We start from the raw sequence: 12425 nt of genomic DNA, 5'->3' as shown, positions 1-12425 counted from the left end.
CTAACATTGCCGACAAATTATTTTATACGCTATTGAAGGTAACGCATGGCTAAACATCCGGTTGGCAAATATTTGAGACTAGAGCTCACCCATAATGACAATGACCTGCTGATTTACGTGGTTAAAGGTAGCCGCATTGAAGATATGCCGCCTGACGAAGACGAGGATTATCCGGGTGAAATGCACCTTGCGATGCCGAAGATGAACCGAGAGCTGGACTCGGAGCTGGCGCGTTTGCTGGAGGAAGCGTCCGGGGGCGACGTTATCGTCATTATCTGTGCCGCAGATAGCGTGTTTGAGCACGGTTTTTCACAGGTCAGAGCGCGGCGTAAATAACATCAGTTACCCGGCACCAGGCCGGGTAATTTTTTCACGACGCTGCTTCAATCTTCCCACTCCGCTATTTCTCTCCATAATTATCAGAAGCGAAACGGTTAGTTACGCTCTGGGTGAGCTGGACGACTAGTTTAGACACACTCTTTTGGCATATTGATTAGCCTGTGCTGTCAGGAGTTTACTATGGATCGTCGCCATTTTATTACCTGTGTTACCGCCGGGCTACTTGCCGCGAAGGCGGGCGTTTCTTTTGCTTCCGCAGGCGTTAAGCGTTCGGTTATTCCGCTGTGGAAAGGCACGCCTCCCGGCGGCGGTGGGCCAGCCGGGAGTATTCAGACCTCGGCCCGAGGGGCGCAAAGCAATATTGCGTTTCCCATTCTGACCGTGATTGAACCCGAGTCACCTAATGGCCACGCCGTGCTGGTGGCCGCGGGCGGCGGCTATAAGCGCATTGAAATGGGGTCAGAGGCGTGGCCGGCGGCAGAATGGCTGGTGGAGAGAGGTTATACCGCGTATGTGCTGAGTTACCGTTTGCCGTCGGAAGGATGGGTTGACGGTAATCTGGTTGCATTCCAGGATGCGCAACGCGCGTTGAGACTTGTTCGTGAACGAGCAAACAACGTCAGCGTGCTGGGGTTTTCCGCCGGGGGGCATCTGCTTGGCCTGGCCGCCACGCGTACCGACTATCGTTCCTATCCAAAGCAGGATCGTTTAGACGACAAACCGGCATTCGCTGACCGCGCCGCGCTAATTTATCCGGTCATTACGCTGGAAAAACCTTACGAGCATACCTCCACCCATAAGATTCTTGTCGGCAAAGACGCTTCGTCTGCCGAAAACGCCGCATGGTCGGTGCAGAATTACCTCACGCCGCATTCGCCGCCGTTCTTCCTGGTTCAGGCGGAAGACGATCCGGTTTCTGACCCTCAAAACACGCTGATTATGGCGGCAGCCTGCGAACAGCAGCATGTTCCGGTAGAAATGCACCGCTACAGCAGCGGCGGCCACGGTTTCGGCATGGGTAAACCGGGGACACCCACGGTGAAATGGCCCGAGCATTACGCGAAATGGCTGGCAAAAAGTTAGCGCCAGGTAGCCATTTAAAATAACTATTACGCTTACCCCTCAAGAAATTTCCTCGCAATCCGATATCCAAAGGGATGTATTTCGGCAGGATGCCGACTCTATACGCAATGATGGCACGCAAATAACAATTAACTTTACGTGGTCAACATGGATATCAACGAAAAAATTAAAACCTTTGGTGAGGCTCTTAAAAACCGGCTCGATTCATCGCTTATTGACTTCGCGCTGGAATATATCGACTTTTCAGAGAACGTACTGGCTTTTGAAACGCTGTGTGGACATATCGCAAATTATCAGGTGCGCATTAGCCCTGAAGAGTACAGGCAGGTATTGGATATTGCAGGGCAACTGGAGATCGATAATCACTATGCCGAAATCGATCCCCTGAGAAACTTATTAAATTAAACCCTGAAGGTCTTAAGGAAATCCAGCCTCAGGGTTGGATTATCCTTAGTGCTGATAAAATATATCGCCGGCCAGTGCCTGAAGAATTTTTCCTTCGGCGTCGGTAATTAATACGTAATTGCCGCCCATATAGGTCCAGTGGCTGCCGGCCTGTGGCGCAGGAAGATGGCGAAGCTGCCAGCTTTTGATGTTATAGGGTTCCGTGCGGTAGATGTCCGGCGCGATGTCGCCGATTTTGTACATTTTGAAATCTGAGGAGAATTCTTTTAGTTCATAGGACTGCGTAGACGTGCCGGGCGCAGTCGCTTTCAGCTGCTTATCCCCTGAATAGGCAAAGGCCAGAGAGGGCAGCGCGCCCGCGAGCCATACCGCCATTAATACCGCTACTTTTGTTGACTTGCGCATAAATTCTCCAGAGTGAATCCAGTCTGCTTTTGTTGGTCCCGAATAGGAAGACAACAAATTGTGCCGATTTACTCATTTCGCGCTGTATTTTTTTGTTAGCAAATCCTCCACCGTAACCGGCGGCAGAAAAGAAAACGCCTCCCGGAAAGTGTATTTCGCGAGAGGCGTGGTAGGTGGGGGAAGGTCACCGTTCATTAGTCATCCCATTTGTGGCTAAACCAGGCGGCAAGAAAACCGGAAAACAAGATGAATCCGAGTACTGCCATAAATACGTTCATGTTCCCTAACATAGTTAATCCTCCAGATTACTGCATTTCTATAGAAATACCTCGCGTGATAAAAAAGGGTTTACTCAGATGAGTGACGCCATCATACCGTACACAACTTAAACAATGACTAACCGCAGGTAAATTATTCGTTTTGTGAAGTAAATGAATTTCGATAAGCGCCGGGAGAAGTACGCAGGTGTTTCCGAAAGTGATGCCGCAGCGTTGCCGCTGAACCAAATCCCGTTTGTTCGGCAATAAGCTCTACCGACAACGCGCTGTTTTCCAGCAGTTCCCGGCAGCGCTTGAGGCGCGTTTGTAGCAGCCAGCGGGCAGGCGTAACGCCCGTTGCGGCCTCAAAGCGGCGTAAAAAAGTCCTCGGGCTCATGCCGACAAAAGCGGCGAGGCTTGCCACGGAATGCTGGCCGCTAAGCGTGCGCTGAAGATAATCAAACAGCGGCGCAAATCGTTCGCCTTCGTATTCTACGGGGACGGCCTGTTCAATAAACTGAGCCTGCCCGCCGTCGCGATGCGGCTGTACGACCAATCGGCGCGCAACGCTGTTCGCTGCCGCTGCGCCGAAATCACGGCGCACCAGATGCAGGCAGAGGTCGATGCCCGCGGCGCTGCCTGCAGAGGTTAAAACGTCACCGTTGTCGAGGTAAAGCACGTCCGGAATAACGTCGATGTCCGGATAACGCGCCTGCAGCGCAGCCGTGTAGCGCCAGTGGGTGGTTGCCCGTTTGCCATTAAGCAAGCCAGCCGCGGCCAGAACAAATACGCCAGAACAGATGGACATAATGCGGGCACCGCGCATGTGCGCTGCCCTCAGGGCTTCGATCAGCGCCTCCGGGACAGGTGCATCAATACCGCGCCAGCCGGGGATGACAATCAGGCTGGCTTCAGCCAGCAAATCCAGCCCGCCGTCAACGGCCAGCCGAATACCGCCCATCGCCCGAAGCTCGCCGGACTCGATACCGGCCACGGCAAACCGGTACCAATTTTCGCCCATCTCCGGGCGCGGCAGGCCAAAAACCTCGACGGCCACGCCGAATTCAAACGTACAAAGGCCGTCGTAGGCGAGTGCCACAACGAGCGGAGAATCAGAGGTAACGGATAATTTTGTCATAATCTTTACGCTAATCGTCATTTGTGCCAGCTGTCAAGCCGCCTCGGCTGCTTCAGAATCAAAGCTCAAACCAAAAGGAGAAGCGTATGAGCTATGTCACTGATTACCAGGCTGCTACCCCAGAAATCGTCGCGGCGCATTACCTGCAAAAACTGTCGCTTGAAACCGACTGTGCAGACGTCAACGCGGCGATTCACAGCGGTGATATCGACTTTGTCCTGCTGCACGTGGTGGGGTCTGACGAGGCATTTGCTCGTCGGCACCTGCCGGGCGCTATTCATTTACCGCACCGGATTATCACCGAAGCCCGCATGGCCGAATGGCCCGCAGACACGCTGTTTGTGGTGTACTGCGCAGGGCCACACTGCAACGGTGCCGACCGCGCAGCATTGAAACTTGCGCAGCTCGGCAGGTTAGTGAAGGTTATGCCCGGTGGCATTACCGGCTGGGCAGATGAAGGCCTGGCGTTCGGCTAAATCAGCGCCCGGATAACCATATCGCCGCCGAGCAGAACCAGGCAAACCAGGAAGCCGCGTTTGAAGGCTAATGGGCTGATGCATTTGCGGATACGCTGGCCTGCAAACAGGCCGATAAGCGCGGCGACCACCGCCATGACTGACGTGCTGATAGCGATTTCCTGCAGCGCGCCGTGCCACCAAAGACCGGCCGCCAGCGCCAGGGTAGAAAAGGTGAAGGAAAGCCCGAGCGCCTGAACCAGTTCATCGCGCTCGAGGCCAAGCGACTGAATATACGGCACGGCGGGGATCACAAACACGCCGGTCCCGCCGGTCAACAACCCGGTGAGCAAGCCTGTCAGCGGTGAAAGCCAGCGTTCATGGCGGGCAGGCACGTGCAGCGGTCTGGCAAAAAGCGTCCATAACGCATAGATAATCAGCGCGATGCCCAGCGCAATTGTGGTCGCGTGGCTGCTGCCCGAAGCTAACAGGCTGCTGCTGGCGATGGTACCCAGCACGATGGTCAGCATCATCGGCCACAGGCGTTTGAGCAATGTGGGCAGGTTACCGCCTTCATAGAGCTGGAAAATATTGGTCAGGAAAGAGGGCAGAAGCAGCATGCCGGCCGCCGCAACCGGGGAAATCAGCGATCCTAAAATGCCCATCGCCACGGTGGGTAAACCCATCCCGGTGACGCCCTTTACGGTTCCTGCGAGAACAAACGTGGCGGCAATCGCCAGGCTTAGCGTGATATCACTCATCAGCGTTTTCCTTGTGCGCGTCACGGCTGTCCTGCGGCGCTTGTTCACGGTCGAACATGCCATAATCCCGAATCACGCATGCGACCCTAAGCCGGTAATCGGTAAAGACCGCGCTGCGGCCCTGTTGCTGGACGCTGCGATGCAGTTCCTGGGTGCGCCATTGCTGCACGGCGGCCTCATCGCGCCAGAACGAAAGCGAGAGGATTTTCCCCGGCTCGCTAAGGCTCTGAAAACGCTCGATGGAGATAAACCCCTCAATTTCTGCCAGCAGCGGCTTAAGCTCTGCCGCCAGCTCAAGATAGCGGCTATAGTGACCTTCTGCAGGCAGGACTTCAAAGATTACGGCGATCATCAGGTTGCTCCTTATGGTTATCTCCTGCTAACCCTAATTCATCGTCAGACAGGACGCTTCGCTGAGCATCGAAATATGGAAACACATTTTCTGGAATCCCGCCTTGCCGGCGTTGCCGCCGCCATTGCAGATAAAACCCGCGCCAGCATGCTTTGTGCACTCATGGATGGCCGGGCATGGACCGCAACCGAATTAAGCATTATGGCTGATGTGGCGCCATCGACCGCCAGTAGCCATCTGGCAAAGCTGATGGAGCAATCGCTTATTGCCTGCGTACAGCAGGGGCGGCACCGCTACTATCGGCTTTATAGCAGCCAAATCGCCAGCGCGCTGGAGGGATTAATGGGGCTGGTTGGCCGCGATGACGCCGCATTACGCACTAAAACGCCCAGCAACCTTCGCTACGCCAGAACCTGCTACGACCATATGGCGGGTGAAATTGCGGTGGCGCTGCACGACGCGCTGTTTCGTCTTAACTGGCTGGAAGGTGAAGAGTACGCGGTCACCGCTCACGGTAAAGAGCAGCTGTTGCTTCTTGGGGTGAGCGCGGAGGCCGGTTCGTCCCGCCGTCGCTATGCCTGCGGCTGTCTGGACTGGAGCGAAAGGCGTGAACACCTGGGCGGGCAGTTAGGGAAAGCGTTGCTGCACGCCTGCGAAGAGAAAGGGTGGATGCGGCGGGATTTAGTCAGCCGCGAGCTGCACGTGTCGGCGAGCGGTAAGCGCAGGCTGGCGACAACGTTTGGTGTGGCGCTTTGACAGACTGTCTGGCACTTGGTTGTTTCCCTCTCCCTTCCAGGGAGAGGGTTAGGGTGAGGGTAATCTAGCTCAACCGATAATGCCTGTTAGGCTTCAGCGCCTCGGGTTTTTCCGCCTCGTCGTTCATATCCCGCAAATCACGCTCAATTGCCACGCAAATTGCATCCAGCGGCAGGTCGTTATCCTCGGTACCAAACGGATCTTCCAGCTCTTCGGCGAGCGAGTCGAGAGAGATAAAGGTGTAGGAAACAAACACCGAAACAAACGGCGTCATGTAGTGCAGGTCGGTCACCAGGGCAAACGGCAGCATGATGCAGAAGATATACACCGTGCGGTGCTGGATAAGGCTGTAGGCGAACGGCATCGGGGTAGAAATAATACGTTCGCAGCCGCCGGAAACCGCCGACAGTTCGTTCAGGTGGTTGTCCAGACTGCGCCACAGCACGTCAGAAATAACGCCTCGTTCGCGCTGCTGGTTCAGCCAACTGCCCATCAGCATCAGAATGCGGTTGCACGGGGCGTGGCTTTCGCTGACCCAGGCCAGATCTTGCGGGCGCAGGTAGCGGCTAAGCGTTTCCTGCTGCGGCTTTTTGCGCAACGTCATGCGCAGGCTGTGGCAGAAGGCCACCTGCAAATTCACAAAATGCTGCACGGCTTCAGGCTGGTCGCCCGTCAGCGTTTTCACCTCACGCAGCAAAGAGCGGGAGGTGATAGCCAGTTGCCCCCACAGCAAACGCGCTTCGTTAAAACGCGCGTAACAGGCGCTGTTGCGGAACCCGAGGAAAATAGCGATGGCCACGCCGAGGATGCTAAACGGCGCGATGGTGAGCTTTATCCCGAGGGTTTCATACCACGGCAGAAAGAAAATAACGCTAATCGAAAGAGCAAGATTCAGCAGCAGGCGGGAATAAATTTTTTCCAGTACCGAGCCGTGCCAGACGAACAGGCGAGCCAACCAGTGTTGATGCGGGCGAACGATCATGATGAGTAACAGAATAGTAACAAGAGCCTGTATTTAACGGCAGACCGTGACGCAGATCAACATTTATCACTACAGAATATTAACAACAGGCCACCCCAGAACGGCAGAAGGTGGCCTGAAGAGGCTATCAGGCGAGTTTGAACACCGAGACGGCTTCGTTGAGCCGCTGAGACTGATCCTTCAGAGAAAGCGCAGCGGCAGAAGCTTGCTCAACCAGCGCGGCGTTTTGCTGCGTAACCACATCCATTTGCAGCACGGCCTGGTTAATTTGCTCGATGCCGCGGCTTTGCTCGTCGGTAGACACGGCAATTTCCGCCATTAGCGTGGTGACTTGCGTTATGGAAGATGAGATGCGCTTCATGCTTTCCCCCGCGCGGTTAACCAGCTCGCTGCCGTTGATAACCTGCTGGCCGGACAGCTCAATCAGATCTTTAATCTCTTTTGCCGCCACGGAAGAGCGCTGGGCAAGGTTGCGCACCTCGGAGGCGACCACCGCAAAACCACGGCCTTGTTCACCCGCTCGTGCGGCTTCTACCGCTGCATTAAGGGCAAGAATATTGGTCTGGAAAGCAATGTCTTCAATGATGGAGATAATGCTGTCGATTTTGCCGGAACTGGTTTCGATATTGCGCATGGAGCCTATCACCTGGTCGACGATTTGCTGACCTTCGCTCGCCGCCGCGCGCATACCGTTAGCCAGCGTATTGGCCTGATGCGAGCTTTCCGACGTCCGTTTAACCGTGACGGTAAGCTGTTCCATACTGGCCGCCGTTTCGCCCAGAGAGGCCGCTTGTTCTTCGGTGCGGGCAGACAGGTCGGTATTGCCTGCCGCTATCTCTTCTGCGGCATAAGCCACGGTGGTACTGGAGTCACGCACCTGGCCAATGATGTCGGTCAGCGACAGGCGCATTTGCTCAAGGCTGTGCATCATCTGGCCGATTTCATCATTGGATTTGATATCAATCGAGTGATGCAGCAGGCCGTTGGCGATTTCAGCGCAGTGCGACTTCGCGGTATCCAGCTCTTTAAGAACGCGAACCTTCAGCAAAATAAACACGGCGGCGAGGATCGCGATAAACAGCGCGGCAAACAGGCCGATGGCAACAAAGCTGGAGTGGAAGCCCGCCTGCGCATCTTCATTTAGCTGACGCGCGTGCTGTTCTCTGAACGCCAGCAGCTTATCCAGCGTGATTTCGAACCCGCGATCGAGCGCAGGGATGGTGGTCGTGACCAGTTCAGCGCTGCGGGTTTTGTCATTGGCTTTGGCGGCGTCCAGCAGGAGCTGCAGGCCACCGTCACGATAGGCAAGCCAGGCAGCTTTATACTCATCCGCCAGCGCCTGTTCTCCGGGCTGCTTCACCGCCGCCTGGTAACCCTGGAAACTTGAGTCAGCTTTGCCCAGCGCTTCCTTTGCACCTTCCAGACTCTGGCTTGCCCCTGTGGCGTTGCCTGAATCCATCTCCTGAATCGCCTGCATGGCGCGAACGCGCATCGTGCGGCTGTGGTTAATCGGGTCAATTACGGATAGCACGACGCGGATTTCACTGTTTACGTCATTGAGGGCGTGATTGCTGCGGGTAAGGGACCAAATGTTGGACGCCGTACTGGCGAGAAAAATAAACAATAGCGTGCTGAAAACCAAAATCGAAAAACGCCTGACTGACATAGTACATCCTTAATTCGGTAAAATATTCTCATCCCAGCCAGCCGCTAAGAAGTTCAACACTGCTGGCTGTAAGGTTATCGGCAGCGCGAAGGGGATATTTACCGAACGGCGAATATAGAGCACAAAGTGTAATCTTACTGTCATCTGGCTATTTTATAACTCCGGTACCTCAACCACCGATATGTATAAAAACCATGAAATTAAAAACACTTGCCTTACTTTGCAGTACCGTTTTCCCTCTGGCTGTTCACGCTGCGGATGCGCAGGTAGAACGTTACATTGTCACGTTCCCTCAAGGGGATAGCGTGGCCTACAAAGGAGAATACGCCGCTAACTTCCCTCATGGATTGCCGGTAGGCGTAGGTTCCGGCCTGACCTTTATGGGCAAGCAGGGCGACGACCTGATCTTTACCACCGTGACGGATCGCGGGCCAAACGCCGATTCGCCGAAAGCCGGGAAAAAAGAGTCCAAGATTTTTGCAAACCCTGATTTCACGCCGCTGCTGATGACCCTCCGCGTTGGCAAAGGCAAGGCCGAAGCTATAGACGCGAAGCCGCTGCATGATGAGCAAGGGCCAGTTAGCGGGCTGCCGCTGCCGGAAGGGTTGATTGGTGCTACCAATGAAATTGCCCTGAGCGATACGCTCCAGCAGTTGAAGAGCGACAAGCGCGGGCTGGATACCGAAGGCGTAACGCCGGACGGCAAAGGCGGTTACTGGCTGTGCGACGAGTACGGTCCGTTCGTTATCCATGTGGATGCTGACGGCAAAATCCTGAAAAAATATGGTCCGCAGGCTGAGCAAGGTGAACAGGGCGTGGCGGGCGGATTGCCAAATATTGTCAAATGGCGCCAGCCTAACCGTGGGTTCGAAGGCATAACCCGTATGCCGGATGGCCGTATTATTGCAGCGGTGCAAAGCACGCTGGATATTGACGGCAAAACCAAAAACAGCGCGCAGTTTACCCGCCTGGTGAGTCTCGACCCGGCGACCGGTAAAACAGAAATGTACGGCTACCCGATAGACGTGGGCGTCTATAAAAAAGCCAAAGATGCCAAAATTGGCGACATCGTGGCGCTGGATAACCACCGGCTGTTGCTGATTGAGCAAGGCGGCGACAAGAACAAGCAGATGCGCAACCTGGTGTATGTGGTCGATCTGAACGGCGCGTCCGACCTGGCTGGGTTCGATAAAGAAAAAGCCCCTGAGTTTGATGATGCTGAGCAACTGAAGGCGCGCGGCATCAAGCTGGCGAGCAAAAAAGAGGTCGTCGACCTGCGCAAGCTGGGCTGGCAGCAGGAAAAAGCCGAAGGTATGGCGCTGATTGATAACCAGACGATTGCCGTGATCAACGACAACGACTTTGGCCTGCAGGCTGTGCTGCAAAACGCCGATGACTACCAGGTTGACGGGAAAGGTCATCTGTTGAAAGACGGCACGGAAGTGGCGACCAAAATCGAGCTGAAACCGCTGGAAAAACCTGAATCGCAGAACGATTTCTGGGTAATTAAGCTGCCCGAACCCCTGAAGTAATCTCTATCCAAAAAGCCATCCCGAAGGATGGCTTTAGGTTTAAATCGCTAACTGTTTATTTAGCGCCTCTATCTCTGCCCGCCACTGTTTTTGCAGCGCCGGTTTCTGGTGCTTCTGCTTGCGGGCTGTGTCCTCCGCCAGCTTTTCCTCCAGATCGATAAGCCGCTCCAGTAGCACATCACTTTCACCCGAGGGCTGAGCTACGGTTTGCTCGGGCTTTGGCTTCGCGTCGGCAGCCGGTAGCCCGGCTTCCTCTGCGGTCAACAAAGCGTACAGCGCGTCCAGGTCGTGCCATTCGCTTAACACGCCGTTATCTACCAGCCAGAAGCGGTTACAGCTTTTGGCTATCAGCTCACGATCGTGGGTCACCAGCAGCACGCCGCCTTCAAAGGTTTGCAACGTTTCCGCCAGCGCCTCTTTGCCTTCCATGTCCAGGTGGTTGGTCGGTTCGTCCAGCATCAGCAGGGAATACCGGGCCAGCGTCAGCCCCACAAACAATAGCCGTGAACGTTCACCGCCGCTCAGCGTACTGACGGCTTGTTGATGCCGCAGCCACGGGAATCCGGCGCTGATTAACGCCATTTTCCTGTCCTGCTCGCTGAGCGGGGCAAAAGGCTCCAGCGCCGCCAGCAGCGAGTCGCCGTCGTGAAGCTGATGCAGCGTCTGGTCGTAATATCCCAGATGCACACGAGGATGCAGGTGAATGCCTTCCTCGCGTTCTGGCTGCTGATATTGCTGCCAAAGCAGGCGCAGCAGAGATGACTTGCCGCAGCCGTTACGGCCTATCACCGCCACGCGGTCTCCGCTTTTCACTCTCTGCAAAGGCAGAGTGAACAGAGGCTCACACTCCGGCGCAGGCCGAACCTTCAGCGCTTCCAGCTCCAGCAGCCTGTCGGCAATCAGCGCTTCGCCTTTCAGCTTAAGCTGCCACTGGCTGCCGGCCGTGAGCTCGGTTTGCTCGTCCTTCAGCCGGTCGATGCGCTTCTCCATCTGCTTGGCCTTTCGGGAAAGGTCTTCGTTGTCGTAGACCCGGCCCCAAATGGCCAGGCGTTTGGCGCTGGCGGTAATGCGGTCAATTTCCTTTTGCTCCGCCTGATGGCGGTGGGCATCGGTCCTGTCGCGCTCTTCCAGCGCGCTGCGTGCCTGAGTACACGGCAGCGCAAAGAAATGCAGTGAACGATCGCGCAAAATCCAGCTGCCGTTGGTGACGTTATCCAGCAGGCTGCGGTCATGAGAAACCAGCACAAAGCTGCCGCTCCAGCCGCGCAGGAACTGCTCCAGCCACAGCAGCGTTGGCAGGTCGAGGTGGTTGCTGGGTTCATCCAGTAACAGCAGGTCAGGCTCGCTTATCAGCGCTCGCGCCAGCAGCAGGCGGGTATGCTGCCCGCCGCTCAGCGTGCCGGAGGTCAGCTGCCAGTCCGTTTCGCTAAAGCCCATGCTCGCCAGCAGTGCTTCCGCACGCCAGCGTTCGCTATCTCGCAGGTTATCCTCAATTTGCGCCAGTACCGCATCTAGCATGGTCATCGCGTTAAGGCTTTCCGGCAGATGCTGCTCAACCCTTGCCATCAGGCAGGTGGCCGCGCGCGTAACCGAGCCGCTGGTGGGCGAAAGGGTGCCGTCCAGCAGTTTCAGCAGGGTGCTTTTGCCACAGCCGTTATGACCAATCAGGCCAATGCGGTCGCCTTTTTTCAGGGTAAAAGTGATGGACTCCAGCAGCGAACCGAAAGCGGTGTCGAGGTGCAGAGATTGGGCGGTTAATAAAGTGCTCATAGGTGCTTACTCAAGAGTTATGGCGTGCAAACGCCTCGTCGTATAACGCTGACGATAACCCGGTAAACCCGAGGGAAGGGATTCAGTAAGTTTCTTCGCTCAAGCCGAAGTTATCGCAGCACGGAACCGATAACGCTTGAGCAGAGACGATCGCCAAAAGTATGCGAACGGTTAAAGCGCTCACAAGACATCATGGGGATCCTCCTTATATTCGTTGAGTGAATGGGTAGGCGGATTGTAGCGGGAAAGTTAACGGGTTGCCACCTGCCAGAAATTGTTGTGATTGCCTGCTTGCTAGCTGTAGATCCGTTTACGAAGGTATGGCGAATATCCCGTTCACTTCAAATGCTGATTTATATGTAGCCACTGCACCGGTGAACGTGTCCGGGGGATAACGCCATCCCCCGAACAGCCCCGGCGCCCGGCGAGCTCATCGCCGCTGAAGCGGTAAACCCACCGGCTATCACCCAAACATTCGGGGTCGATGAGAGCCGGGAACAAATCTTCCCCTCACCCCGGCCCTC

Annotated in this window: 14 protein-coding genes; 6 read left to right on the top strand and 8 right to left on the bottom strand. The window is 55.5% G+C overall.

What is annotated here, in order from left to right; all coding sequences use genetic code 11:
- The first annotated feature begins 45 nt into the window (after window positions 1–45).
- The 3 genes from HX778_RS17815 to HX778_RS17805 all read left to right on the top strand — a co-directional run bounded on the left by HX778_RS17815 (window position 46) and on the right by HX778_RS17805 (window position 1827).
- On the top strand, window positions 46–336 hold the full coding sequence (locus tag HX778_RS17815) for a hypothetical protein (RefSeq protein ID WP_176982674.1): 291 nt from the start codon (window positions 46–48) through the stop codon (window positions 334–336).
- Window positions 337–519: 183 nt separating this feature from the next.
- Entirely contained in the window at window positions 520–1422 is a 903-nt protein-coding gene (locus HX778_RS17810; protein WP_176982673.1) for an alpha/beta hydrolase, read from the top strand.
- Window positions 1423–1569: 147 nt separating this feature from the next.
- On the top strand, window positions 1570–1827 hold the full coding sequence (locus tag HX778_RS17805) for a MafI family immunity protein (protein ID WP_038472561.1): 258 nt from the start codon (window positions 1570–1572) through the stop codon (window positions 1825–1827).
- 45 nt (window positions 1828–1872) lie between these two features.
- Here the strand turns inward: HX778_RS17805 and HX778_RS17800 are convergent, their stop codons facing one another.
- The 3 genes from HX778_RS17800 to ftrA form a co-directional block, all read right to left on the bottom strand.
- Window positions 1873–2232, bottom strand: coding sequence for an RcnB family protein (locus HX778_RS17800; RefSeq protein WP_038472558.1), 360 nt, complete (start codon window positions 2230–2232; stop codon window positions 1873–1875).
- A 194-nt stretch (window positions 2233–2426) separates the two neighbouring features.
- Window positions 2427–2522, bottom strand: coding sequence for a protein MgtS (gene mgtS, locus HX778_RS17795; RefSeq protein ID WP_008459108.1), 96 nt, complete (start codon window positions 2520–2522; stop codon window positions 2427–2429).
- A 121-nt stretch (window positions 2523–2643) separates the two neighbouring features.
- Window positions 2644–3648: a transcriptional regulator FtrA gene (gene ftrA, locus HX778_RS17790; protein ID WP_052048938.1), complete on the bottom strand. Its 1005-nt coding sequence runs from the start codon at window positions 3646–3648 to the stop codon at window positions 2644–2646.
- Between the two features lie 65 nt (window positions 3649–3713).
- Here ftrA and HX778_RS17785 point away from each other — a divergent pair, with 65 nt between their 5' ends.
- Window positions 3714–4103 carry a rhodanese-like domain-containing protein gene (locus tag HX778_RS17785; RefSeq protein ID WP_176982672.1) on the top strand — a complete coding sequence of 130 codons (390 nt, stop codon included), beginning with the start codon at window positions 3714–3716 and terminating at the stop codon, window positions 4101–4103.
- On the opposite strand, the gene HX778_RS17780 is transcribed toward HX778_RS17785, so the two are convergent.
- Both HX778_RS17780 and HX778_RS17775 read right to left on the bottom strand, forming a co-directional pair.
- Window positions 4100–4843 (bottom strand): sulfite exporter TauE/SafE family protein, encoded by a 744-nt coding sequence (locus HX778_RS17780; RefSeq protein WP_176982671.1) that lies wholly within the window; start codon window positions 4841–4843, stop codon window positions 4100–4102. The two genes, HX778_RS17785 and HX778_RS17780, sit on opposite strands and share 4 nt — an antisense overlap.
- Window positions 4836–5195 (bottom strand): antibiotic biosynthesis monooxygenase, encoded by a 360-nt coding sequence (locus HX778_RS17775; protein ID WP_176982670.1) that lies wholly within the window; start codon window positions 5193–5195, stop codon window positions 4836–4838. Before HX778_RS17775 ends, HX778_RS17780 begins: the two co-directional genes overlap by 8 nt.
- A gap of 75 nt (window positions 5196–5270) precedes the next feature.
- Between HX778_RS17775 and HX778_RS17770 the strand changes: the two genes are divergently transcribed.
- A complete protein-coding gene (locus HX778_RS17770; RefSeq protein WP_176982669.1) occupies window positions 5271–5951 on the top strand; it encodes a helix-turn-helix transcriptional regulator in 681 nt (226 codons plus the stop codon).
- Between the two features lie 64 nt (window positions 5952–6015).
- Here the strand turns inward: HX778_RS17770 and HX778_RS17765 are convergent, their stop codons facing one another.
- Window positions 6016–6933, bottom strand: a complete 918-nt coding sequence (locus HX778_RS17765) for a bestrophin family protein (RefSeq protein WP_176982668.1) — start codon at window positions 6931–6933, stop codon at window positions 6016–6018.
- Window positions 6934–7060: 127 nt separating this feature from the next.
- On the bottom strand, window positions 7061–8599 hold the full coding sequence (locus HX778_RS17760) for a methyl-accepting chemotaxis protein (protein ID WP_176982667.1): 1539 nt from the start codon (window positions 8597–8599) through the stop codon (window positions 7061–7063).
- Window positions 8600–8793: 194 nt separating this feature from the next.
- Between HX778_RS17760 and HX778_RS17755 the strand changes: the two genes are divergently transcribed.
- Entirely contained in the window at window positions 8794–10131 is a 1338-nt protein-coding gene (locus HX778_RS17755) for an esterase-like activity of phytase family protein (RefSeq protein WP_176982666.1), read from the top strand.
- Window positions 10132–10170: 39 nt separating this feature from the next.
- Here HX778_RS17755 and HX778_RS17750 read toward each other — a convergent pair whose 3' ends face one another.
- Window positions 10171–11901, bottom strand: a complete 1731-nt coding sequence (locus HX778_RS17750; RefSeq protein ID WP_176982665.1) for an ABC-F family ATP-binding cassette domain-containing protein — start codon at window positions 11899–11901, stop codon at window positions 10171–10173.
- Window positions 11902–12425: the final 524 nt, after the last annotated feature.

It is taken from the genome of Cedecea sp. P7760 (assembly GCF_013386425.1).
Taxonomy (GTDB): Bacteria; Pseudomonadota; Gammaproteobacteria; order Enterobacterales; family Enterobacteriaceae; genus Cedecea; species Cedecea selenatireducens.
Note: the sequence above shows the minus strand (reverse complement) of the source record. Positions and strands in the feature narration are given on the sequence as shown.

Bases quoted from the DNA above. Each gene is read 5' to 3' on its own strand.
- HX778_RS17815 (WP_176982674.1), top strand. From the start codon at position 46: ATGGCTAAACATCCGGTTGGCAAATATTTGAGACTAGAGCTCACCCAT.
- HX778_RS17810 (WP_176982673.1), top strand. From the start codon at position 520: ATGGATCGTCGCCATTTTATTACCTGTGTTACCGCCGGGCTACTTGCC.
- HX778_RS17805 (WP_038472561.1), top strand. From the start codon at position 1,570: ATGGATATCAACGAAAAAATTAAAACCTTTGGTGAGGCTCTTAAAAAC.
- HX778_RS17800 (WP_038472558.1), bottom strand. From the start codon at position 2,232: ATGCGCAAGTCAACAAAAGTAGCGGTATTAATGGCGGTATGGCTCGCG.
- mgtS (WP_008459108.1), bottom strand. From the start codon at position 2,522: ATGTTAGGGAACATGAACGTATTTATGGCAGTACTCGGATTCATCTTG.
- ftrA (WP_052048938.1), bottom strand. From the start codon at position 3,648: ATGACGATTAGCGTAAAGATTATGACAAAATTATCCGTTACCTCTGAT.
- HX778_RS17785 (WP_176982672.1), top strand. From the start codon at position 3,714: ATGAGCTATGTCACTGATTACCAGGCTGCTACCCCAGAAATCGTCGCG.
- HX778_RS17780 (WP_176982671.1), bottom strand. From the start codon at position 4,843: ATGAGTGATATCACGCTAAGCCTGGCGATTGCCGCCACGTTTGTTCTC.
- HX778_RS17775 (WP_176982670.1), bottom strand. From the start codon at position 5,195: ATGATCGCCGTAATCTTTGAAGTCCTGCCTGCAGAAGGTCACTATAGC.
- HX778_RS17770 (WP_176982669.1), top strand. From the start codon at position 5,271: ATGGAAACACATTTTCTGGAATCCCGCCTTGCCGGCGTTGCCGCCGCC.
- HX778_RS17765 (WP_176982668.1), bottom strand. From the start codon at position 6,933: ATGATCGTTCGCCCGCATCAACACTGGTTGGCTCGCCTGTTCGTCTGG.
- HX778_RS17760 (WP_176982667.1), bottom strand. From the start codon at position 8,599: ATGTCAGTCAGGCGTTTTTCGATTTTGGTTTTCAGCACGCTATTGTTT.
- HX778_RS17755 (WP_176982666.1), top strand. From the start codon at position 8,794: ATGAAATTAAAAACACTTGCCTTACTTTGCAGTACCGTTTTCCCTCTG.
- HX778_RS17750 (WP_176982665.1), bottom strand. From the start codon at position 11,901: ATGAGCACTTTATTAACCGCCCAATCTCTGCACCTCGACACCGCTTTC.